At 26.4% G+C, this 24,183-nt stretch carries 19 protein-coding genes and 1 riboswitch; of the genes, 12 read left to right on the forward strand and 7 right to left on the reverse strand.

Annotation, left to right across the window (positions count from 1 at the left end; translation table 11 throughout):
• Positions 1 to 115 precede the first annotated feature (115 nt).
• The 5 genes from ACYUEW_RS12335 to ytaF all read left to right on the forward strand — a co-directional run bounded on the left by ACYUEW_RS12335 (position 116) and on the right by ytaF (position 6,408).
• Positions 116 to 1,063, forward strand: coding sequence for an ROK family protein (locus ACYUEW_RS12335; RefSeq protein ID WP_257413261.1), 948 nt, complete (start codon positions 116 to 118; stop codon positions 1,061 to 1,063).
• Between the two features lie 210 nt (positions 1,064 to 1,273).
• On the forward strand, positions 1,274 to 2,938 hold the full coding sequence (locus tag ACYUEW_RS12340; RefSeq protein ID WP_257413260.1) for a glycoside hydrolase family 13 protein: 1,665 nt from the start codon (positions 1,274 to 1,276) through the stop codon (positions 2,936 to 2,938).
• Positions 2,939 to 2,980: 42 nt separating this feature from the next.
• A complete protein-coding gene (locus ACYUEW_RS12345) occupies positions 2,981 to 4,639 on the forward strand; it encodes a PTS transporter subunit IIBC (protein WP_003486272.1) in 1,659 nt (552 codons plus the stop codon).
• A 3-nt stretch (positions 4,640 to 4,642) separates the two neighbouring features.
• On the forward strand, positions 4,643 to 5,434 hold the full coding sequence (locus ACYUEW_RS12350) for an endonuclease/exonuclease/phosphatase family protein (RefSeq protein ID WP_257413259.1): 792 nt from the start codon (positions 4,643 to 4,645) through the stop codon (positions 5,432 to 5,434).
• A gap of 350 nt (positions 5,435 to 5,784) precedes the next feature.
• Positions 5,785 to 6,408, forward strand: coding sequence for a sporulation membrane protein YtaF (gene ytaF, locus ACYUEW_RS12355; RefSeq protein ID WP_003486268.1), 624 nt, complete (start codon positions 5,785 to 5,787; stop codon positions 6,406 to 6,408).
• Between the two features lie 92 nt (positions 6,409 to 6,500).
• On the opposite strand, the gene cutA is transcribed toward ytaF, so the two are convergent.
• Complete coding sequence (cutA, locus tag ACYUEW_RS12360) at positions 6,501 to 6,833, reverse strand: divalent cation tolerance protein CutA (RefSeq protein ID WP_003486266.1); 333 nt, start codon at positions 6,831 to 6,833, stop codon at positions 6,501 to 6,503.
• A gap of 407 nt (positions 6,834 to 7,240) precedes the next feature.
• On the opposite strand from cutA, the gene ACYUEW_RS12365 reads away from it, so the two are divergent.
• Together ACYUEW_RS12365 and csxB are read left to right on the forward strand one after the other, a co-directional pair.
• Positions 7,241 to 8,593 (forward strand): RNA polymerase subunit sigma, encoded by a 1,353-nt coding sequence (locus ACYUEW_RS12365; RefSeq protein ID WP_460276870.1) that lies wholly within the window; start codon positions 7,241 to 7,243, stop codon positions 8,591 to 8,593.
• A gap of 100 nt (positions 8,594 to 8,693) precedes the next feature.
• On the forward strand, positions 8,694 to 9,149 hold the full coding sequence (csxB, locus tag ACYUEW_RS12370) for an exosporium protein CsxB (protein ID WP_191598559.1): 456 nt from the start codon (positions 8,694 to 8,696) through the stop codon (positions 9,147 to 9,149).
• A gap of 312 nt (positions 9,150 to 9,461) precedes the next feature.
• Here csxB and ACYUEW_RS12375 read toward each other — a convergent pair whose 3' ends face one another.
• Together ACYUEW_RS12375 and ACYUEW_RS12380 are read right to left on the reverse strand one after the other, a co-directional pair.
• Positions 9,462 to 11,567: a sensor histidine kinase gene (locus tag ACYUEW_RS12375; protein ID WP_460276891.1), complete on the reverse strand. Its 2,106-nt coding sequence runs from the start codon at positions 11,565 to 11,567 to the stop codon at positions 9,462 to 9,464.
• Between the two features lie 37 nt (positions 11,568 to 11,604).
• Positions 11,605 to 12,297 carry a response regulator transcription factor gene (locus ACYUEW_RS12380; protein ID WP_460276871.1) on the reverse strand — a complete coding sequence of 231 codons (693 nt, stop codon included), beginning with the start codon at positions 12,295 to 12,297 and terminating at the stop codon, positions 11,605 to 11,607.
• 446 nt (positions 12,298 to 12,743) lie between these two features.
• On the opposite strand from ACYUEW_RS12380, the gene ACYUEW_RS12385 reads away from it, so the two are divergent.
• Together ACYUEW_RS12385 and ACYUEW_RS12390 are read left to right on the forward strand one after the other, a co-directional pair.
• A complete protein-coding gene (locus ACYUEW_RS12385; RefSeq protein ID WP_003486258.1) occupies positions 12,744 to 13,970 on the forward strand; it encodes an L-lactate MFS transporter in 1,227 nt (408 codons plus the stop codon).
• A 304-nt stretch (positions 13,971 to 14,274) separates the two neighbouring features.
• Complete coding sequence (locus tag ACYUEW_RS12390; protein WP_139814318.1) at positions 14,275 to 15,201, forward strand: DUF6414 family protein; 927 nt, start codon at positions 14,275 to 14,277, stop codon at positions 15,199 to 15,201.
• 164 nt (positions 15,202 to 15,365) lie between these two features.
• On the opposite strand, the gene ACYUEW_RS12395 is transcribed toward ACYUEW_RS12390, so the two are convergent.
• The 3 genes from ACYUEW_RS12395 to ACYUEW_RS12405 all read right to left on the reverse strand — a co-directional run bounded on the left by ACYUEW_RS12395 (position 15,366) and on the right by ACYUEW_RS12405 (position 18,011).
• A complete protein-coding gene (locus ACYUEW_RS12395; protein WP_257413256.1) occupies positions 15,366 to 16,223 on the reverse strand; it encodes a Cof-type HAD-IIB family hydrolase in 858 nt (285 codons plus the stop codon).
• An 11-nt stretch (positions 16,224 to 16,234) separates the two neighbouring features.
• A complete protein-coding gene (locus ACYUEW_RS12400) occupies positions 16,235 to 17,002 on the reverse strand; it encodes a DeoR/GlpR family DNA-binding transcription regulator (RefSeq protein WP_045515967.1) in 768 nt (255 codons plus the stop codon).
• Positions 17,003 to 17,279: 277 nt separating this feature from the next.
• Entirely contained in the window at positions 17,280 to 18,011 is a 732-nt protein-coding gene (locus tag ACYUEW_RS12405) for a hypothetical protein (RefSeq protein ID WP_460276872.1), read from the reverse strand.
• Between the two features lie 282 nt (positions 18,012 to 18,293).
• On the opposite strand from ACYUEW_RS12405, the gene ACYUEW_RS12410 reads away from it, so the two are divergent.
• Both ACYUEW_RS12410 and ACYUEW_RS12415 read left to right on the forward strand, forming a co-directional pair.
• The gene (locus ACYUEW_RS12410) at positions 18,294 to 18,833 is read left to right on the forward strand and encodes a sigma-70 family RNA polymerase sigma factor (protein ID WP_030034920.1); all 540 of its coding nucleotides are present in this window, start codon (positions 18,294 to 18,296) and stop codon (positions 18,831 to 18,833) included.
• Between the two features lie 39 nt (positions 18,834 to 18,872).
• Complete coding sequence (locus ACYUEW_RS12415) at positions 18,873 to 19,052, forward strand: YvrJ family protein (protein WP_003486245.1); 180 nt, start codon at positions 18,873 to 18,875, stop codon at positions 19,050 to 19,052.
• Between the two features lie 124 nt (positions 19,053 to 19,176).
• Here the strand turns inward: ACYUEW_RS12415 and ACYUEW_RS12420 are convergent, their stop codons facing one another.
• Positions 19,177 to 22,824: a collagenase gene (locus tag ACYUEW_RS12420; RefSeq protein WP_460276873.1), complete on the reverse strand. Its 3,648-nt coding sequence runs from the start codon at positions 22,822 to 22,824 to the stop codon at positions 19,177 to 19,179.
• A 245-nt stretch (positions 22,825 to 23,069) separates the two neighbouring features.
• Positions 23,070 to 23,173, forward strand: a riboswitch (SAM riboswitch).
• 116 nt (positions 23,174 to 23,289) lie between these two features.
• On the opposite strand from ACYUEW_RS12420, the gene metF reads away from it, so the two are divergent.
• Positions 23,290 to 24,177 (forward strand): methylenetetrahydrofolate reductase [NAD(P)H], encoded by an 888-nt coding sequence (gene metF, locus ACYUEW_RS12425; RefSeq protein ID WP_257413480.1) that lies wholly within the window; start codon positions 23,290 to 23,292, stop codon positions 24,175 to 24,177.
• Positions 24,178 to 24,183 lie beyond the last annotated feature (6 nt).

Here is a 24,183-nt window from a genome sequence, read left to right on the forward strand (position 1 = left end):
TAATAAAAATCAATAAAATTAGTACTAGTAATAAATAAAAATTTATTAGATGATAGATTTTATAAGGATTAATATAAAGTTTTAAATTTATATTATTAACTATTGAGGTGATAAAATGAGTAAAAAATATATAGTAGGTGTTGATTTAGGAGGAACAAAAATATATACAGCGCTTGTGGATTTAGATGGAAATATAATAAAAGAAAAAAAAGTTAAAACAGAAGCAAGTAAGGGAGAAGTTGATGTATTATATAAAATAATTGATACTATTGATAATGTTATAGAAGAGGTAAATTTAGAAGAAATAAAAGCTATAGGGATAGGATCTCCAGGACCTTTAGATGCTAAAAAAGGGGTTATAATTTCATCTTCAAACCTACCCTTTAAAAATTTTAGTTTAGTTGAGCCTATAAAGAATAAATATAATATTCCAACATATCTAGATAATGATGCTAATGTAGCTACCTTAGCAGAATTCATGTTTGGCGAAGGAAAAGGCACAGAGAATATGATATATATAACAGCAAGTACAGGCATTGGAGCAGGAGCTATAATAAATGGTAGAATATATAGAGGAAATACAGGAAATGCTTTAGAAATAGGTCATACAACCGTTATGAAAGATGGACCTAAATGCGGTTGCGGTAATAGCGGTTGTGCAGAAAGTTTAGGATCTGGTACTGCTATAATGAAAAAAGCAAAAGAGGCTTGTGAAGACAATAAGCAAACATCCTTAAAAGAATATGATGATTTAACTGCTAAAGAAGTTTTTCAAGAAGCTAAAAAAGGAGATGAAGTTTCAAAGGAAGTACTAGAATTTTGTTTATCATATCTAGGTATAACTGTAGCAAATATAATAAATACCTTTGATCCAGAAATGGTTGTTATAGGTGGAGGAGTTATAAATGGTGGGGAAATTGTTTTTGATACAATAAATAGAGAAGTTAAAAAGAGATGTTGGAAAGCCATTACAGACAACTGTAAAATAGAGAAAGCTAAGCTTGGAGGAAAAGCAGGGGTTTTAGGAGCTGCAGCCTTAGCTATAACTGAAAGTAAAAATTAATATTCTTAATATGTTATATATTTAGGTATTTCATATTTTTAATAAGATTATAGTTATTATTTAGGATAAGAAAAAAATTTATAATCTATAAGTATTAGTTCTAAAAGACTAATACTTATAGTAAAATTACTTATAGAAATGTTATTAAAGCATTATTTTTTTACTATTTTGCGCAAACGATTGCGCAAAACTGCAAATGGAGGATTATTAATGAATAAGAAATGGTGGAAAGAAGCTGTTGCATATCAAATATATCCAAGAAGTTTTAAGGATTCCAATGATGATGGCATAGGAGATATAGAGGGAATAATTTCTAAATTAGACTATTTAAAGAATTTAGGTGTAGATATAATTTGGATTTGTCCTATGTATAAGTCACCAAATGATGACAACGGTTACGATATAAGTGATTATAAAGCTATAATGGATGAGTTTGGAACTATGAAGGATTTTGATAAATTGTTACAAAAGGTTCATGAAAAGGGTATGAAACTTATAATAGATTTAGTTATAAATCATACTAGCGATGAACATAAATGGTTTATTGAGTCAAGATCTTCTAAAGATAATCCAAAACGTGATTTTTATATATGGCGGGATGGTAAAAATGGAAAGGAACCTAACAATTGGGAAAGTATATTTAAAGGTTCTGCCTGGAAATATGACAAAAATACAGACCAATATTTTCTTCACTTATTTAGCAAAAAGCAGCCAGATCTAAATTGGAAAAATGAAGATGTTAGAAAAGAGTTATATAAGATGATTAACTGGTGGCTAGATAAAGGAATTGATGGATTTAGGGTAGATGCTATAAGTCATATAAAAAAAGAAGATGGATTAAAAGATATGCCTAATCCAAAAAAATTAGAATATGTCCCTTCCTTTGATAAACATATGAATGTAGAAGGAATTCAAAAATATCTCAAAGAGTTAAAGGAAAATACCTTTGATAAATATGACATAATAACCGTTGGAGAAGCTAATGGAGTAAATATAAATGAAGCTCCTCAGTGGGTAGGAGAAAAAGATGGGAAATTTAATATGATATTTCAATTTGAACATCTAGATCTTTGGGATGTTGATCGAGAAGAACAGTCTACAGTAAAAAAATTAAAAGAAGTATTAAGTAAGTGGCAAGAAGGCTTAGAAGGGGTTGGATGGAATGCTTTATTTATAGAAAATCATGATATTCAAAGGGTAGTCTCAACTTTAGGAGATGATAAAAACTTTTGGGAAGAAAGTTCAAAAGCTTTGGCTCTTATGTATTTTATGCAAAAGGGGACTCCCTTTATATATCAAGGTCAAGAAATAGGAATGACTAATGTTAAGTTTGAAGATATACAGGATTATAATGATATAAAAACTATAAATATTTATAAAGAAAAAATAAAAAAAGGTATACCAAAAGAAGAGGCTCTTAAGTATGTCTGGGAAACTTCAAGAGATAATTCAAGAACACCAATGCAATGGGATGCTACAGAGAATGCTGGATTTTCAAAAGAAAAACCATGGATGAAAGTTAATCCGAACTATGTAAATATAAACGTTAGGGAACAAGAAAATAACCTAGATTCCATTTTAAATTTTTATAAAAAAATTATAAAAATAAAAAAGAAAAATGAGGCACTTGTATATGGAAAATATAATTTGATTTTAGAATATCATGAACAAATATATGCTTACACAAGAATTTTAGAGCATGAAAAATTTATAGTAATTGCTAATTTAACCAATAAGAAAGCTAAATATATCTATAATAAAGAAAAATTAAATTATAAAGAATTGATAATTTCAAATTATCCAGTAGAAAAACATGAGGATATAACAGAAATAGTATTAAAACCTTTTGAAGCTAGACTTTATAAAATATTTTAAAATTTAAATTGATAGAGAATTATAAATATTGGGGGGATAAAAATGAAAAGGAATAAGCTAATATCTTTTGATTTTTGGCAAAAATTTGGAAAGACATTGCTAGTTGTTGTGGCAGTTATGCCTGCAGCAGGACTTATGATTTGTATTGGTAAACTTATAGGAATGCAGGCTTCTATGGGATTATTACAGTCTGTAGCAAGAGTAATAGAAGATATAGGATGGGCAATAATAGGAAATCTTCATATTCTATTTGCAGTAGCAATTGGTGGATCTTGGGCAAAAGAGCGTGCTGGAGGAGCTTTTGCAGGATTACTTACTTTTATTCTTACAAATAGAATAACAGGAGCTATTTTCGGAGTTAAACCTGACATGTTTTCTGATGAAGCAGCAAAAGTAACTTCAATGTTTGGAAGACAATTAGTAGTTAAAGATTATTTTACAACTATACTTGGAGCACCAGCATTAAATATGGGTGTATTTATAGGTATAATTTCAGGATTTTTGGGAGCTTACTTATATAATAAGTATTATAATTTTAATAAATTACCAAAATCTTTAGCTTTCTTTAATGGAAAACGATTTGTACCTTTTGTAGTTATACTAGGATCTGTAGTAACAGCAATAATTTTATCTATGATTTGGCCTTCTATTCAAGGTGCGTTAAACGCTTTTGGAAAATGGATAGCAACATCTAAGGATACTGCACCAATAGTAGCACCTTTCATTTTTGGATCATTGGAACGTATATTACTACCTTTTGGACTTCATCATATGTTAACAGTACCACTAAATTATACTTCTCTTGGAGGAACTTATAAAATTTTAACAGGACCAACTGCAGGCACTATAGTTGCAGGTCAAGATCCATTATGGCTTGCTTGGGCAAATGATTTAATTAATTTGAAAGCAGCCGGCAATATGACAGAATATAATAATTTGTTAACAACTGTTATACCTGCACGTTTTAAAGTAGGACAGGTAATAACATCTTCAGCTTCATTATTGGGTGTAGCTTTTGCAATGTATAAAAATGTAGATAAGGATAAAAGAGATAAATATAAAACTGTTTTCTTATCAGCAGCATTAGCAGTATTTTTAACAGGCGTTACAGAACCTATAGAATTTATGTTTATGTTTATATCACCAATTTTATATGGAGTTTATGCAGTTATTACAGGAACAGCTTTTGCTTTAGCAGATTTAATAAATTTAAGAGTTCACTGTTTTGGATTTGTTGAATTTATAGCTCGTACCCCTATGATGATAAAGGCTGGAATTACAAAAGATATGCTAAACTTTGCAATTGTATCAGTGATATATTTTGTACTAACTTATTTAATATTTAATTTTTTAATAAAGAAATTCAATATACCAACGCCTGGTAGAGCAGGAAATTATATAGAAATGGAAGGAGAACAGGATAATAAAGAAGAAAAAGTAACGGGAAAAGAGGCTAATAAAGATTCATTACCAGTGAAAATAATAAGTTTACTAGGAGAAAAGGAAAATATAATAGATGTAGATGCATGCATGACTCGTCTTCGTGTGACAGTAAAGGATAAGAGCCTAGTTGCAGAGGAAAAAGAATGGAAAAGACTTGGAGCATTAGGTCTTATAGTAAAGGATAAAGGGGTTCAGGCTATATATGGACCAAAGGCAGATGTATTAAAGTCAGATATTCAAGATATTTTAGGAGATTAATTTATGAAAGTTCTTACTTTAAATTGTCACTCGTGGCAAGAAGAAAAACAAATAGAAAAAATAAGATATTTGGCAAAGGTAATATATGAAAATAATTATGATGTGATTGCTCTTCAAGAGGTTAGTCAAAGTATTAATAGTAAAATATTATTTGATAATATAAAAGAGGATAATTTTGCTCTTATATTAATTAAAGAACTTGAAAAATTAGGAGAGAATAGATTTAAAATTCTGTGGGATTTTGCTCATATAGGTTATGATAAATATGAAGAAGGTCTTGCTATATTAACTAAGTATCCTATAAAAGAAAAAGATTCTTTTTATATTTCCAAAAGTAAAGACAGGAATTTTTGGAAAACTAGAAAAATAATAAAATGTAAAATATATTATAATAATCATCTAATTTCCCTTTATTCCTGCCATTTAGGCTGGTGGGATGATGAAGAGGAAGATTTTAAATTCCAAGTAAATAAATTGGTTCAAGATTTAAAAGAAGAGGAAACCTGTATACTAATGGGAGATTTTAATAATGATGCTTTTTTAAGGTATGAAGGATATGATTATGTTATAGATAAAAATCTTAAAGATATATATGATTTAGCAAAATCAAAAGATAATGGGGTAACTGTTATTGGAAATATTGATGGTTGGGAAAGTAATAGAAAAAATATGAGGATAGACCTTATATTATCTAATAAAAATTTAGACATAGAATACTGCAGGGTTATATTTAACGGAATAAATAAAGAAATAATTTCAGATCATTTTGGGGTTGAAGCAAAAATAGAAATTTAAAAAAGTGTTGGACAGTTTTTAATGTTTAGTTTATGAACTGTCCATAGTAATTTTCTATTGGTTCTGCATAGAGGGTTAGGTATATTATAAATTTTTTTTAATAGGATGTTTATTTTTAAGCTGTACTTTGGTATTTAACTGGAGTGCGGTTTTTTTGTGTGGATTTAAACTTTTTATTGTTATTTAATAAATATATTTATATGTATCATTAAATAAATCTCTTTTGGAAAAGTTATAACTTTAATATTGTAACTATTTATAAATAGCAGAATACCATATTAATAGTTAAATTATATAAAAATTAAATACTTAGCTATCAGTTTATATATTTATGTAAGCGAGGTGATTAAGTGATAGAATCATTACTATTAGTGTTAGCTGTATCTTTAGATGCTTTTGTGGCCAGTATTGCTTATGGAACAAATAAAATAAAAATTCCTTTTGTTTCTGCAACAATAATAAATATTATTTGTTCAAGTGTTCTTGGGGTATCACTTTTTTTAGGCTCTGTAATAAAAAAATTTGTGCCTATTAAAATTACTTCAATAATAAGTTTTATTATATTGTGTTTATTTGGAATATACTATCTGTTTGATAGTATTGTAAAAAATTATGTAAAAAAGAATAGAAATTCTAATAAAAAGTTAGAGATAAAGTTTTCAGATTTAAATTTTATAATAGATATATGTATTGACGAAACTAAAGCAGATATAGATCATTCAAAGAATCTTAATCCTAAAGAAGCTTTGTATCTTGCTGCAGCCCTTTCTTTAGATTCTTTAGCTATAGGATTAGGAAGTAGTTTAGGTAATGTAAATTATATACAAATAATCTTATTATCTTTAGTAGCTCATTTTATTTTTATATACATTGGATTATTTGCAGGAAAAAAATTTGTTGAGAAATCAAAACTTAATTTATCCTGGTTATCAGGAATAATCTTAATAGTTTTAGCTGTGATGAGAATAATATAATTAATAAAATAAATTAAACATATAATTATGTGGATAGTGATAATTATACAATTAATGAAAGAAAAAGGATACCCATTTAGGTTGTCCTTTTTCTATTCAAATGAATTTAATATTGGAATTATATTTATTACTGGTATTTCATAAGGATGTACTTTTTTTATAGTAGTTATTGTATTTTTCAATACTTCTTTAGTACAGCAAAACTCTACTTTATATTCTTCTGCTTCACATATTTCACCTATTTGTCCATTAAAGGGGTCTGCTCCCTCTAGAGCTCTCCAGGAACCTTTAACTTTAGAAACTGCCATACAGTTATCATAATTTCCTCCTACTGTAAGAGCTCCTATATGGTTTAATGCTTTTCTTAATTCTTTTATATATTCTTCTGGTATAAAGGTTTCTATTTTAAAAAAATCAAATTTCATAGTTTAGTATCATCCTTTCTATATATATATTTACTATTAGTATAACCTAGACTGCAAATATTAAATTATTTGCTTAAGATTTAAAATGAAAGGTTGTTTTTATTCTTCAAATTCGGCAGAGTATCAATTATTTCTTTATTAGTAGGAATTTTAGTTTCAATATCCTTTATTACTTAAATATTTTACTACTTCTTTAGCATCTTTTCCATTAGTATCATATAATACTATATTTTTATCTGGAGTAATTTTTTTATAATAGAGTTCTATTTTATATATGATCCAATTTAGTATATTTTAGGTAATATTAATTTTTTATGCATACTTCTATTTCTTAAAGTTTACACATTATAAATAAAAAAACATAAACTATTAAGAAGGGATAAATTATATAAGGAAGGAGAGTTATCATGGAAAATAAGCCTATAGAAATATTAGGTATTACTTCTGAAGAGGAAATAAGTAAATATAATATACAATATCCATATAAGGAATTTTGCAAATCATATACTATAAGTCTTGTAAATAATAATCCAAAGATAGGACAAATTTTAAAGGTTTTTTTAGAACCTAAAATAAGAGAATGGAAATATATATTTACTCAAGGGCAGTATAAAATCTTTATGGAAGGATGCATAAACATAAGAGTATTGTTTTTAGAAAATCCATATGATGAGAACATTTATTCTACTGAAATTAATAAAATTATTTCAGAGTTTTTACCAGTAGAAAGTGACTATACGGACAACTTAAAACCAACTTTATTTATTGAAGAAGCTTTTATTGACTCTTTAAATGAAAATAAATTTTCAGTATCCTTATTAATTGCAATGGGTACAATTTCAGAAAAAAAATATAAAAATAAAAAAGTTATAGATAAAGAAGAAAATTTTGAACAAGAAATAGATTTAAAAGAAGAAGTACAATATGAAAATATAGAAGATGCAGATTTTAAAGAAGAAGTAGAATATGAAAATATAGAAGATGCAGATTTTAAAGAAGAAGTACAATATGAAAATATAGAAGATGTAGATTTCGATGAGGAAGTACAGTATGAAAATATAGAAGATGTAGATTTCAATGAAGATGTACAATATGAAAATATAGAAGATGAAGATTTAAAAGAAGAAGTACAATATGAAAATATAGAAGATATAGATTTCAATGAAGATGTACAATATGAAAATATAGAAGATGCAGATTTAAAAGAAGAAGTACAATATGAAAATATAGAAGATATAGATTTAAAAGAAGAGGTACAATATAGAGATATAGAAGATGCAAGTTTAAAAGAAGAAGTACAATATGAAAATATAGAAGATGCAGATTCAAAAGAGGAAGTACAATATGAAAATATAGAAGATGCAGATTTAAAAGAAGAGGTACAATATGAGAATATAGAAGATAAAGACTCAAAAGAAGATGTACAATATGAGAATATAGAAGATGAAGATTTAAAAGAAGAAGTACAATATAAAAATATAGAAGATGAGGATTTAAAAGAAGAAGTACAATATGAAAATATAGAAGATATAGATTTAAAAGAAGAAGTACAATATGAAAATATAGAGCAAGCAGAGGATAAAAACTTAGAGGAAACAGATTCATTAAAAAGTTTATTAAAAGGTTTATATAATATAAGCTCAAAAGAATCAAATTTAAAAGAAACTGATTTTAGTGAATTGGATATGAAAAAGTTAAAGGAAAACTCCGTAGATATAAATGTGGAATATGATATGAATTGGCAAGACGAGGATTCTTAATAAGGAAAAAGAGATGTAACATTTTTTTATACCTATTAATATAGTATAGTATAGACTGTTTAATTAAAACAATTTAAATCAGCTAAAGGAGGAAAATGTTATGAGTAAATCTTCAGAAGAAAAGATGGGAAACAGAGAACTTTTAGATATAAATTCCTTTACTATATCAGAGTTTTGTAATGCAGATGAAGGAAAAAATTTCATTCATTTTGAACCTTGTGAAATTTGTAAAAGAGTAACGTTAGATCCTATAAATGTAGCAGATACATCAAGATTATTACAAGTAAATGTGGATTTAAGAAATGCTTGTATTGGAAAGGAATTAACTGTAGGTTGTATAATTATAGATAGATCCGGTGAAGTATTAGCTTTTAAATCTCAAACCTTTATTGTAAGAGGTAAGGGCGGCGGAGGATGTGGCTGTTCAGAGAATAGAATGAGCTCACCATGTACAGACGTTAGTAGGAGATTTAGCTTTATTCTTCCAACAAGAGATCTATGTTCAGATTCAGATGTAAAGGTAAAAATAATTGCTAACTATACTCATCCATGTTAAAGTAAATTGTTTTAAGTATAGTTAATATTTTAAAATAATTATTTAAAGTAAATAATAACTAAATACATAATAATAGACCATTATCATGTATTTAGTTATAAAAAAGCACATCTTTTAAAAAACATACCTATTTTTAATAGGTATGTTTTTGCTTTGGAGCTTTATAAGAACTGGTATAAATATTTTAAGTTTTACAATAATTGACTATTTACAAAAATTATAAATTATACATTTTTGAGAGTAGTTATAAGATATTAGAATAATATATAAAGAATCTTATTTTTTATATTAGCGGAATTAAAGTTAAATATATTACTTGTTAAACTCTACAGTAACCTTAAAAAGGTCCCCATCAATATTAATGTTTAAGTTTCCACCTTGGAGTTCTACAATACTTTTGGCAATAGCAAGACCGAGGCCAGATCCTTCTGTGTTTCTAGCCTTATCTCCTCTTTTAAATCTTTCAAATATTTCATCAGAAGTAAAGTTCATTTCATAGCGTGAGATATTTTTCATAGTAATTATTATTTTAGTATTTGTTTCTATTAAATCTACATATACTCTAGTATTAGGTTGAGAATACTTTATAATATTGTTTATTAAATTTTCAAATACTCTCCAGGTTTTCTTTCCATCTAGATTTGCATAAGTTTTATTATTATCATATTTAAATTTAAGTTCTAGAGAGGATTTTGTGATTTTTTCTTCAAATTCTGCTATGGATTGTTTTAATAAAGCTGTTACATCTATTTTTTCAATATTTAACTCTACCGCACCACTGGACATCTTTGATGCTTCAAATAAATCCTCTATAAGGGATTTAAGTCTTTCAGATTTTCTATCTAAAACAGAAATGTATGCATTAACTTCGTCTTTGCTTAAATTCTCTTTTTTAAGTAAATCTATATAATTTATTATAGAGGTAAGAGGAGTTTTTAAATCGTGAGATACATTGGTTATAAGTTCAGTTTTTAATCTTTCACTTTTAATCTGTTCTTCTAGAGATCTTTTATAGCCTTCTTTCATGTTATTAATATTATGGGCTATTTTACCTAGGACACCTCCTTTATTTTCTTTTATAATATAATCTAAATTTCCACAGGTTATTTCTTCTGTGGCTTTTAATATTTCATTTAAATAATCAGCCTTTTTAAATAAGTATCTTATAAGTAAAATTATATAAAGTAGTATGATTATAATAAAGGCACTTAATATATTATGAAATCCTAGTAGCAATAATAATAGTATAAATGCACCTAATAGAGCAAAAAATGTTATAATAGAAACTAATTTTAATTTAATATTGTTATTAAAATTACTGTTTTTAATAACATTTAATAATTTGTTAATTAGGCTGCCCTTATATTGAATTAAAAACTCATTTTTATCTTTTTTTAACTTTATAGCATATTTAAAATTGAATATGAAATATAAAACATAAATGCTTAATAGAGTAGTAACAATAAAGTGATTAATTCCTAAGGGTTTATAAAAAAAACTAAGATTTATTAAATAATTTCCCATTACAGCAGTATATAAAATAAATATAAATAATTTTAAATCTAAAGGGATATTATTATATATTTTTTTTATTTTATTTAAGATAGGGGGATTTAAGCAATTTCTTTTTTTAAACAGAGTTAATATAAAAATTCCTATGATTAAGGAAGATATACCTATAATTATTTCTTTTACAAGCCTATCTCTAATGGAATTATAATAATTATAATTTTTTAATATATAACCATTAGAATTAAAATCCTTTGTAATTATAATATATCCTTCCCAGTTAAAAGAATTAAGTAAATTATTGGTTTCTGAAAATTTTTCGGCTTTTCGAGATTTTAATGGAAAACTTATAGAATAAATAGAATTATTTTTTATATATCTATCTATATTAGTTTTAGGTTCTAAATTAGTATAAGCTTCTTTAGTTAAGGTGTTTTTAATATAGTATTTTATCTCTCTTTTAGATTCTATAGCTTTTTTTATGTTTTTATAGTCATTGTAAGACCATAATGCAATTTCTTTTTTTAACTCAGTCTCAGTTTTAGTATTTTCTTTTTCTACTTCTTTAAGTTTTTCATCTCTTTGTTGAGTTAATTTAGCGAGCTTGTTTTTATCACCAGATTGTTCAGCTTCTGATAAAAAACTATTATATTCATCTTTGATAGTCATTTGAGAACTTAGTATATTATCTTCATAAAATGATTTTAAGGTTGTTATTTGTTCTTTAGTAACTCTACTTTCTGCAATTTTATCATTAAAATTTTTATAGGTTATATGAAAGTTATATAAATTGTTGCAATAAGATTGTAGTTCTTCATCAAACTCTTTGCTGCTAAAATAAGGATCTTTCACAAGACACGTTCTGTTTTTTATTAAATCATAACCAGTTAAAACTGAAAGAGATATCATATATATGCCTACAATGAAACATATTATATAGATAAATTTATTCTTGGATTTTGTAACCAATTCCCCACACCACCTGCAAGTACCTAGGTTCTCTAGGATTAATTTCAATTTTTTCTCTTATTCTTCTTATATGTACAGCTACAGTGTTTTCACCATTATAATAGGGTTCCTTCCAAGCTTTTTCGTATATTTCTTCAATAGAAAAAACTCTTCCTTTGTTTTCTATTAAAAGCTCCAGTATTTTATATTCAATAGGAGTAAGTCTTATTTCTTTTTCATCTACAGATACTATTTTCCTTTTCTTATCTAATATAAGAGATCCTGCCACAACTTTATCCTCAGTTTCTTTGTAGTTTCCTAAGTTTACATATCTTCTAAGTTGAGATTTTACTCTAGCTACTAGTTCTAACATATTAAAGGGTTTTGTAACATAATCATCTGCCCCTATATTAAGCCCTAATATTTTATCCGTATCCTCAGATTTAGCTGAAAGCATTATTATAGGAATGTTTTTATTTTCTCTAATTTTGAAGGTTGCCTTAATACCATCCATTTTAGGCATCATAATATCCATTATAATAAGATGGATGTCCTGGTCTTCTAAAAGCATTAATGCATCTATTCCATCCTTAGCTTTAAAAACAGTTATACCTTCATTTTTCAAATAAATTTCTATAGCTTCCCTTATTTCATCTTCATCATCAACTATTAAAACCTTATATTCAATCATATTTTGTCCCATCCTTTCTTTACCAAATAAATTATACCATTTTTATTACCTCCTAAATAGGCTACAAAAGTCAGCCTTAATTTTTAATGAACTGTTTTTTGTTATAGAATTTTAAACTGATTTTTAATGAATAATGACCTTTGAATAGTTCAATTATATAGTAACTTTTTAACAAAACAGGTATGATATTTCTTACAAATTTCTTAACAAAAATATATACATACTATTTAAACAAATCTTATCTTATAAATAAGATCTAATTTGTAGTAAAAATATAAAAGATATAAAATAACATAACTATAGAATTAAACATGATTTATGTAAAAGTTTACATAAAAAGATATAGAACCTCTTAAAAGCAGTAAATATATATTGTAGAGTATATTTTTAGATGATATAATTAAAAACAATATGAAATTAAAAGGTTTTCAGAAAGGGGACTAAAAATGAATAAAAAATCCTATAGGGTGTTGTGGGTAGCAACATCGACCAACTTTATTGCAGGTTTAATTTACATATGGAGTGTTATAAGTAAATCATTAATTAATGATCTTAATTGGACAAGCAAGCAGGCCTCCCTTCCTTATACAGTGATTACAGTATCCTTTGTAATTGCTATGGTGGTATTTGGAAAAGTTCAGGATTTAAAGGGGCCAAAACTTACAGTAACTTTAGGTGGAATATTGATGGGAGTAGGACTTATTTTTTCAGGAATATTTACAGAACCTAATATAATGATTTTAACTATGGGGATAATAGCGGGAGCAGGGATAGGTACTATAAATGCTTCTACTGCACCGCCGGTGGTAAAATGGTTTCCACATGAAAAAAAAGGAATGGTCACAGGAATAGTAGTAGCTGGAATAGGTTTATCATCAGCATTCTATTCACCATTAGCAAATTATTTAATAAAAACAGTTGGTTTATCTAAAACTTTTATATATATAGGAGTAGGTGCTTTAATTTTGTCAGTACTTTTAGCACAATTTTTAGAAAATCCACCGGAAGACTTTATACATAAAAATATTAATTCTAAGGATAAAAAAGAGATAAAATCATCAAAGGATTGTACATGGCAAGAAATGATCAGGACTGCAGACTTTTATAAACTTTGGCTAATGCTAGCATTTTCATCTTCAGCAGGACTAATGATCATAGGTCATATATCCAATATTGCGAAAATTCAGGTAAATTGGCAGGGGGGATTTATATTAGTTATTTTACTTGCCATATTTAATACACTTGGTAGAGTATTAGGTGGTACTTTATCAGATAAAATGGATAGAATAAATCTTATGAAATTGATATTTATTTTCCAAGGAATAAATATGTTTATGTTTCCTAGATATTCTAATGTAGTACTTTTATCAATAGGAGTAGCTATAGCAGGATTATGTTATGGTGCAGGATTTGCAATATTTCCTGCTGCAGCTACAGATAGATATGGAGTAAAGAATTTTGGAATTAACTATGGATTAATTTATACAGGCTGGGGAATTGGAGGAATTATAGGACCTATGACAGCAGCAGCTATTTTTGATTCTACAGGAAATTATAATTCTGCATATATAGTAGCAGCAGTATTAATGATTATAGCAACTATTATAGGATTAACCTTTAGACATGAAAGGTCTAAAATAGAAGATGTTGCTTTAAATAATAACAATAATTAAATAGATTTGTTTAATTATTAGTGTAAAGATTTTATATATTAAGAAATAAAAATAATTAATGATGAAAATCCTCTAAATATATCATGTAATATGTTGGAGAATTTTATGTTCAAAGAAAAAGAAAATGATAACGTGAAATTGTATTACGGATATGAAAAATTTTATAAATATTATAGGAAAGATTCCCTTAAGATAAGCATAACAAAAAAAGTAATTTATAATTTTTTTATAAAATATATATAGATATGATAAGTATCAATATATAAGGTAGGTGAAAAGTCTGATTAATTAAATCAGATCATCTTTGAATGAATTAATGCCTATGCCTATTTATTTAAATGAGAAGCTGTTATCAGATATTTATCCTATAGTAATAGATGGATTTATAGAAAGTAAATCTATAAGATTTATGAGAGATAAAAGTGATTTTATAAGGCTTCAAACTGGCCGTAAAAATCAAAGGTCAGAAGATAATAAGATATCTAATAATGATAAAGAGCATAATAAAATAGAGGATATTTCACAAAGTATGGTAAATGATTTTTCCGGGTCTTTAGATGACAGGTCCGTTAATAGAAATGAATTGACAATAAAAAGAATATATACTAAGTTTTATTTGTTTTATGATTTAAGAAATACTCTCATAAATAAGAATATGCTAAGGTATATTACAGACCAGGATATTTTTAATAATAATTTAATTCCAGGAGAATACGTTGAGTTTGATTCAAATATTATATCAGAGTCTACTTGTAATGAAATAACAAATTTATTAGATATTATAAAGTGTTATGATTCTAAGGAGTTAAATAAATTATTGCAAAATACAGATATGGAAAAAGCTATTACTAATTACACTATAATAGAAAAACAACTAGAAATTCTAAAGAAACTTTTGGAAACAAATGATTACGCAAATGTGGTAACAAGATTCAATCAATGCAAAGCAGTATTAAGTGTGGATAAAAAGTGCTTTTGTAGCAAAAGTATATATGATAATTCATATTTTCCCTGTAGAGTATTAGGTAAGGTTTTAAGATGTGAAAATAATAAAGGAAGTATATGTTTATTAGATAAAACAGGTATGGAAGATTATTATATAGATTTCATAAATTCTTTAGAGCCATACTTAGATATACTTAGAAGTAATAATATAGTTACACCTAAGAGTATCATAACAGAAATAAAAGCACCAGCCATACATATAATGCCTATAGGAATGTATGTATAAATTAGGTGTAGTTTAATTGAATAAAATAAAGTTAACTTTAAAATATGTAATTAAAAGGACAGGATATAATATTCCTGTCCCTATTAATAACTTATGGTTACGCCCAAAAGGTCACGCCCACAAGAGATTAATTAATTTTTATTGTTTTAATATATTCTATAAAGTTAGCCAATGAATTTATAAATCATTTTTGCTACTCCATTGTTATAATTAGTATCTGCGACCAGTTTACATATTGATTTAATATTTTCATCTGCATTGCCCATAGCAACACTATATTTTACCTTTTCAAACATAGATATATCATTATAATTATCACCAAAGGCCATAGTTTCCTCTAGGGATATGTTTAAATTTGAGGCTAATCTTTCTAATGAAGCTCCCTTTGAAGTATGTTTGTTAACTATTTCAAAGTTATGATCCCCAGAAGAGAACACTGAAAATTTATCTAAGTTTTTAAAGTAATCCATACCAGCTTTTCTCTTTTTTTCATCAAAAGAAAATGCAAGTATATTATAAAAATCATCATCTTTACTTAATATTTCTTTATAATTATCTACAAAAACAAAGCCTGATTGAATAAGTTGCTTTTCACAGGATTCATAGATTTCTTCTATGTTTACAGATTTAGGATTGCTGCTAATTACTTTATCTGCATCTATTTTCAACATATCTTTTCCATTAAAAGGAGTATAAATAGCTTTATTTGTAGATACCTCATAATAAAAGTTTTTATCAGTTAACCAATGTAATATTTCTTTTACATCGTTTTTATCTATACCTATAGAGTATAATTTTTTCTTATCTTTAAAATGAATAGAAGCACCATTATTTCCAATTATATGTGTAGATATATTTGCTTTTTCACATATAGAACACACATCAAAATGAGGGCGTCCTGTGGAAATCGTGATTTCTACTCCTTTATTTTGAGCATATCTAATGGCATCTCTATTTTCATTACTTATGATGCTTTTATTATTTAATAGAGTACCATCTAAATCTAATGCTATTAACTTCATCATTATGCACCTTAACCTTTCTCATTTACAGCCATAATATCTATGTTATTTTTTTCAAATATTTTAGTTAAATCTTTATTTGGTAATTTATCTGTAACTATTAAATCAATATCACATAAATCACATACTTTAAAAAAACTATTGTTACCGAATTTACTGTGGTCTACTAAAACTATAGTTTCATTAGATTGTTCAATCATTTTTTTCATAACAGAAGCATCCTCTGCATGAGCTACAGTTATACCCTTTTCTGATATTCCAAGGGCACCTATACATGCTTTATCAGCAAAATAATTGGAAAGCATAGCTATGGTACTAGAACCATATAAAAATTTATATTCACAATCTAAAATTCCTCCTAATAAATGAATGTCTATATTAGTTTTTTTTGATAATGTATGTGCCAAATTTATTGAATTGGTTATAACAGATAAATTATCTACTTCAAGCATTTCTGCAAAAATTTGTACTGTGGTTGATGAATCCATTATTAATTTATCTGTGTTTTTGATTAAAGATGTTGCAAGTTTTGCTATAAGTTTTTTTTCAGCAGGATAAGCAAGAAGACGGTCTTCATAGTTTTTTACTTTACCTCTTGTATTAGGTAATATGGCACCACCATGGGTTCGAAGAATTGCTCCTTCTTTTTCAAGATTTACAAGGTCCCGTCTTGCAGTATCTCTTGAAACATTGCACATTTTACATATTTCATCTACTTTTATTCGTTTATTTATTTTTAAATATTCTAATATTTTATTCATTCTTTCTTCTTGATACAAAACTTTATACCTCCAGATCAGAAATATTATAAGTTAATTATAAGTTAATTATAAGTTAATATAAGTAATTTATCAAGTGTTTTTAAGTTATTTTAAGTAATTTTAATTTTTAATAAGTGTTTTTAAGTTAAAAAGAAATTTTATATAGTAAATATTGTCTTAGATCTATGTTCTAAAAAATTTTCATAGAATATAAATAGCCTTACCTAAATAGATTCATACAATATTTAGATAAGGCTTAATTCTTTGTTTTTATAGGTTTTAATTAAAAATATTTTTACATCAATACTACAAGTTGAGTCACAATAGAGTAAAATTGATAACCATCCCACTTAAGAATAGATTCTACTGAGCCTAGAGTATCAGCATTATAAAGACCTATAATTCTTTGATGGGTAAGCAGATTAAAGATATCAGAACCATTTAAACTTAAAGGAGATAAATTACTAAGGAATAAAACTTCAGCTTTTATAGGTTCTTTAAGCTTACCATTTTCATTATAAATTTGTGATAAGTATTCTTTATCTCTTATAGCTGTAAGATCAATTATTCCTTCTAAATTACCTTTTAAGGATTTTACTCTTACTTTATAATAGTCTTCATATACTGCGGCATATTCATTATCTTTACTAAATTTTTCATAATCAAAAATAAGTCTTGCAATATTATCTTTAAAGGAATAAATATAGTTAAAATAATATCCACCGCTGCCTCCAGAATTTATAGAGAGAAATACTTTAGGAATATTATCTTCTCCAAATTTACCTATAAATAGATTTGGATCATAACCTGCATTTTCCTTTGGTTTTATACTTATATCAACATTAGTTTTTTTATTTTTTACATTAAGGGCTATATCTTCAATAAAACCATTTTCACCATAGGGTTTTTTACCTGTAACTGTTATAATTTCATCGAATCCATCACCGTTTACATCTGCACATTTGGTATCTAAAATATATATTTTATCTTTAGTACCATTAATTTCTTCTGGAATTCTAAAAAACATATACTCACCTTAATTATTTATTCCATATAAGTATATTAAAAATAATTAAAAAGATGAATTTAAACAATGAGGACTATGTTAATAAGTGTATTAATGCAATATCCAGGATAAGTTATATATATAAAATAAATTTAAATTAAAAAAATAGTGTAGAAACTATTTCTTTTTTATAATTAAATATTTCATAATTTTAAATTAGTAGACAACCTTAAGGAGATGTATAAATAATATGAATAGTAGATAGAGCTATAATTTTTTATTAATAAGAGGATGGTGTTTGTATTGTACAAGCTACTAGAAAAATATAAAGAAGGAGATACAGAAGTTTTGAACAAAATTATAGCATATTTTACTCCAATTATATTAAAAGAGGCTTCAAAGTGGAGAATTTCATGTTATGAATATGAAGATTTAGTACAGCATGGATATCTTTCCGTTATAAAGGCTGCTAATATGTTTAAAGGGGAGGAAAGTAAATTTATTCCCTATTGTATAAAAACTATTAAAACAAATTATAAAGCTCTATTAAAAGGAGAGATAAAGCATCATAGAGAAATACCAGATGAAAATATATCAGATAAAGGGAATGAATATTTCTTCACTATAGAGGATGAAATAATAGCCTATGAAAATATAAATGAACTTTATAAAGCATTAGACAAGCTTACCTCAGAGGAAAAAGAAGTGATAAATAGCTTTTATATTAAAAATAATAGCCTTCAGAAAGTGGCAAATTCTATAGATAAAAGCTATAACTCGGTAAGGTATATTAAAAATAAAGCTATAAAAAAACTGCAAAAGATACTTGAAGAGCATAGTTAATAGTAGAGGATAAAAAACTCTAAAAAGGTGGTGGATTCCATGTATGAGCAATTAATAAAGCTTATAAGTGATGTGGGATTCCCTATAGCAGTTAGTTTATATCTTTTATTAAGAATAGAAAAAAAGCTTGATGAAATAACTAAAGCGTTAACTACCCTTGACAAAACTATAACTTCTGTTATGAAACAACAAAAAGATGAGGAATCTACTAAAAAGTAAGTATTTCAATTTTTAGTTTGTTGATTATTAGAAATAAATAAATGAGAGGATGTTTCAAAATTAAATCTAGTTTTGAACATCCTCTTGTTTTAAAATATTAATTAGAATTTTTATTATTGAGAAATTATTTTATTATTAATGAATAATTACCGCTATTACCGGAATATTTATATACATATAGATAATATTTACTAGGGGTTACATGACAGTTACCTACTATTGTATTACCTAATTTTGATCCATAGGCAATATAATTAGTTAAATCTGATTCTTTATAAAGAGTCCAAGTCAATCCTAAATTATTTAAATTAGTTAGTTTTATATTTAAATCTTTAGTTTCTTTTATGTCAAATGAATAGATATCTCTAAGATCTTCACCATTTAGGCTACCTAATACAGGAGCATCAGGTACAATTTTATTTGCAGATTCAAAAGAATCGTTGTTTTCTTTTTCATGAATTTCATTTTTAAGGGGAGCCTTATCAATATCACCATTTATAGTTAATTTATAGTTGATCTTATTTGAAGAATTTTTATAAGCTAATATATAATATCTTCCAGGTTTAGGTACTTTAAAACTTCCTAAAAGTTTATTACCTTCTTTTTTTGTAGAATATCCAATATAATTATTGGTATTGTCACTACTGTAAGCAAGCCAATTGAATATATTAGAATTATTATCAGTGTTTTCCATGATTACATCTATAGTTCCAGCAGTTAAAGCATCAAAATAGTAAGTGTCACGATTATCGTTAGTATCTAAAGTAGCTAGTACTGATTGACTCTTACAAACTCTATTAGCTTTATCAAAAGAATCATTATCTTCTTTTTCTGATATAACTAGTTTATCTTTGTCAGGGTTAGTATCAGTATCTTTGTCACCTTCTGAAGATGACAATATAGCTCCTTCTATGCTAAATTTATAGTCTGCTTTTTCTCCAAGGGTTTTATAAATTACTAAATAGTATTTACCAGGTTTATCTATTTTTACAGTATTAGAAAGTTGATCTCCTAGTTCCTTATTTGGAAAAGCAATATAGTTTGATTTATCTTCATCGTTAAATAAAAGCCAGTTAAATTCACTTTTATCTTTATTAGTTTTTTCTACAGTTATAGTTATATCTGAAGGCTTAGTAACGGTAAAATAAAAAGTATCTTTATTATCTGATGAACTAACAGATCCATTTACTAAATCCTTAAGATAAACTGGGTTAGCAGTTGTAAAATCATTATTATCTTCTTTTTCTAATACTATATTTCCTTTAAGAACTTTATTTATAGTTATAGATGAAGTTTTTTCTGCTTTTAAACCTTTATCATCTGTAACTGTAAGTTTTACTGTATAAGTACCAGGATTTTTATAAATATGAACAGGATTTTTTTCTGTGCTAGTAGTGTTATCCCCAAAATCCCAATTATATGAAACTATTTTACCATCATCCTTTGAACCTTCACTAGAAAATTTGATTTCCTCATCTGTATTGGATACTTTAGGGAAATTTAATTTAATTGTTGGTTGTTCATTAAAATCTTTATTGTGAGATAATAATCCATGGAAAACTATATCATATTCTACTTGATTATTTGAATTTACTCTAGGATTTGAGAAATAAGCAGTAACTGTTTTATATCCGCCCCATCCTAATTTGTTTAGTTTCTCTAGAGATTCATTAATTTTATTATTCATACAATTCCAATTATCAATTTCACCTTTGTTGGAATCTAATGTATAATTTGCTTTTAGAGTATAAGTATCAAAGTATTGAGAACTTTCCTTAGTTATTTGAGAATTTGTTAAATCCATAGTACTTTCAATATCTGATTTTATTTCATTTAAGTTTTTGTTATTATATTTTTTCATGTAATCATCAGATACTAATGGTATTGTGTAATTATTGTAATTATCCACCAGTTTTTGCATGTGATCTTGATAGTTGTTGTTAACGTTAGGATCTTTACTTGCATTTTCTATTAAGTTTTCATAACCTTTAACATCATTATTTTTCATAGTAGATACTAAATCGCTGAATAGTTTTTTATTGTTATTATACATATAATCTGAGAAAGCATATCCATATTTATAGAATTCCCATCCATCATCATATTTTGAATGTAATATCTTATCTGCGTTAAATCTTTCTTTAGGGTTTTCAGAAAGTCCACCAACCATTGATTTTCTTGGTAATACAGAAGTTCTAGTTGAGCCTGCAAAAAATTCAGCAGAACCTTCTTCAAACCATGTGATTCTTCCGCTATTTCCTTTATAAAAATCACCTTCATTAAATAATCCTGGTACTAAATAACGCCCTTGTAAGTAATGAGTAAACTCATGACGGAAAAGTTCTTCAAGGCTATATATGCTTTCTTCTGGAGTTCTTTCATAAGTAAAGAAAGTACCAATTCCTTCGATATATATTCCACCATTATCTACACTATATCCATATAAAGTTCTATTTAGTTTATATTCTTTTGGACTATTGTATATTACCATAGTTAACACATCATCAGCATTGCCTGACTCTAAAGGTTTATCATTACCTATTATCCTATGAAATTGAGATTGTACTTCCTTAGACGCCCAATAAAGTCTTTGAATTTTTGATTCCTCTACTTTATCTCCAGCCTTTATAATCATTTTTCCGTTGTCAAAAGTATAAGTTTTAGGTAAATAATGTTTTTTACCATCTTCAAGTAATTTATTAATGTCTATAACATTTCCCTTTGAATCTTTACAATTAAAATCTTCCTTTATTCTTTCTACCGCAATATAGTATTGTTCGCTATAAGCAGGAAGTATTTGAAGACATTTGTCCATTACTGAATGAGGAATAGATGGATTGCTATGATATATAGCAAATTTACTAGTATAATAAATACCATTATTTATAATCCAGCCATTATCTTCTGTAACTTTAGATATACCTGCAAATTTTGAAATTGTATTTATGAAAGGATCTATTTTACTGGACCAAGGAGTGTTTTTACCATCTCTAATATTATGATCATATGCATATTGTGAGATATCATAATTTATCTCTTTCATAAGATTATATACGGCATCTGCTTTTAATTTATCCTTTGGATATTTGTTCATTTCTCTATAATATTGTTCTAAAATAGGCATTGTTTTGTTAACTACTTCAGCATTACAAGAGGCATTCCCTATAAGTTTACCCAAAGCGTTTATTACTGTATCTTGACCTTTTTCACCTAGTTTGAAATTTTTATTATTCTCTATAGCAATCATTGCGGGAATACATTTATCTTGAAAAGATCTATCGTTTAAATATTTTAAAGAATCATTATAATATCCTAAATAAAATCCGGATCTTAAAATTTCAACTAGTGTATCAATTCCTTTGTCATCAGTGTCAGTATAGCTACAACCTTTTTCATATAAACCATCTACTAAAGCTTGTACACGTTCTTTATTTGAATAAAAAGCATAACTATCTTTGTTGTACTGAAAAAGATCTGAAATATCATTCCATTTTATTTTTGAAGTTAAATCTAGAATTTCTTTATTATTTAGTTTGTTTAAATCACTAAAGGAATACTTTGATGTATTAGTTTTTGTAGCATTTAAACCTAAAGGTTTAGATTTAGTAGAAGGGATTCTTTCAGATTTACTACTATCTTCTAGAATACTAATTTCATTAGAATTAGCTTTGGTATTATTAGAAGGGGATGCAGATACTTTAGCTATACAGCTTGTACTTATCATACAACATATAGCTACTGAGCATAGCATTTTAATAAATTTTTTTTTCATTTTTACACCTCACACTATAAATATTATATTTAATTTAATGTTTAATTAGAATTTTAATTAAATTCACATAAATATTAAATGAATATATTATATATTATACATATTTTTGTAATAATTTCAAATAAATTTATTTAAATACAAAATAGTGGATAAGTAAAAAAATTTCTAAGAATATAAAAAAACTCTTTACAATAATAATTTTTTATTATATAATTACAGTTAAAATTTAGTAAATTAAAATTAAATACTTATCAAGAGCGGTGGAGGGACTGGCCCTGTGAAACCCAGCAACCTATATGAAAGCGCATATAAGGTGCTAAATCCTGCAGCATAAGCTGAGAGATGAGGATATATCTAGGAATTTTAAACCTAAGGGAAATATCCTTTAGGTTTTTTATTTTTAAAGTCTCTCAGAAATTAAATATTTGCAATACACTATATAAAAAATTATTAGGAGGCTTTAGAATGCATATAAAAGAATTGTTTAATCAAAAAAATTTAGTTTTTTCTTTTGAAATTTTCCCACCAAAAGCTACATCATCTGTAAAAACAATATATGAAACTTTAGAAGAATTAAAAGATTTAACACCAGATTTTATAAGTGTAACTTATGGAGCTGGAGGAAGCTTAAAGGATAATAAAACCTGTGAGTTATCATCTCTTGTAAAAAACAAATATGGTATAGAAGCATTGGCACATCTAACTTGTATAAATTCAACAAAGGATGATATAGATTTAATAATAAAAGAATTAAAAGAAAATAATATTGAAAATATACTAGCTTTAAGAGGAGATATCCCAAAGGATAAAAATATTATTGGAGAATATAACTATGCCTTTGAACTCATAAGAAAAATAAAAGAAAACGATAATTTTGGAGTTGCAGGGGCTTGTTATCCAGAAGGACATATTGAATGTGAAAGCTTAGAAAAGGATATAAAAGAATTAAAAAGAAAGGTAGACGCAGGGGCAGAACATTTGATATCTCAATTATTTTTTGATAACAATATATTCTATGAGTTTTTAAATAAAGCACAACAAAAAAATATAAATGTTCCTATACAGGCAGGAATAATGCCTGTAGTTAATAAAAAACAAATAGAGAGGATAATTAAAATATCTGGTGCAACATTACCTAAAAAATTTATGAAAATATTAGACAGATATGAATATGATAAAGAGGCTATGAAGGATGCAGGAATAGCCTATGCAGTAGAACAGATAGTTGATTTAGTGTCTAGTGGAGTAAAGGGAATACATCTATATACGATGAACAATCCTTATATAGCTAGGAGAATAACAGAAAGTACAAAGTCAATATTTAATTCCATAAATAAAGATGTAGCGGTTTAAAAATTA

The organism is Clostridium sp. CTA-1, assembly GCF_054768215.1.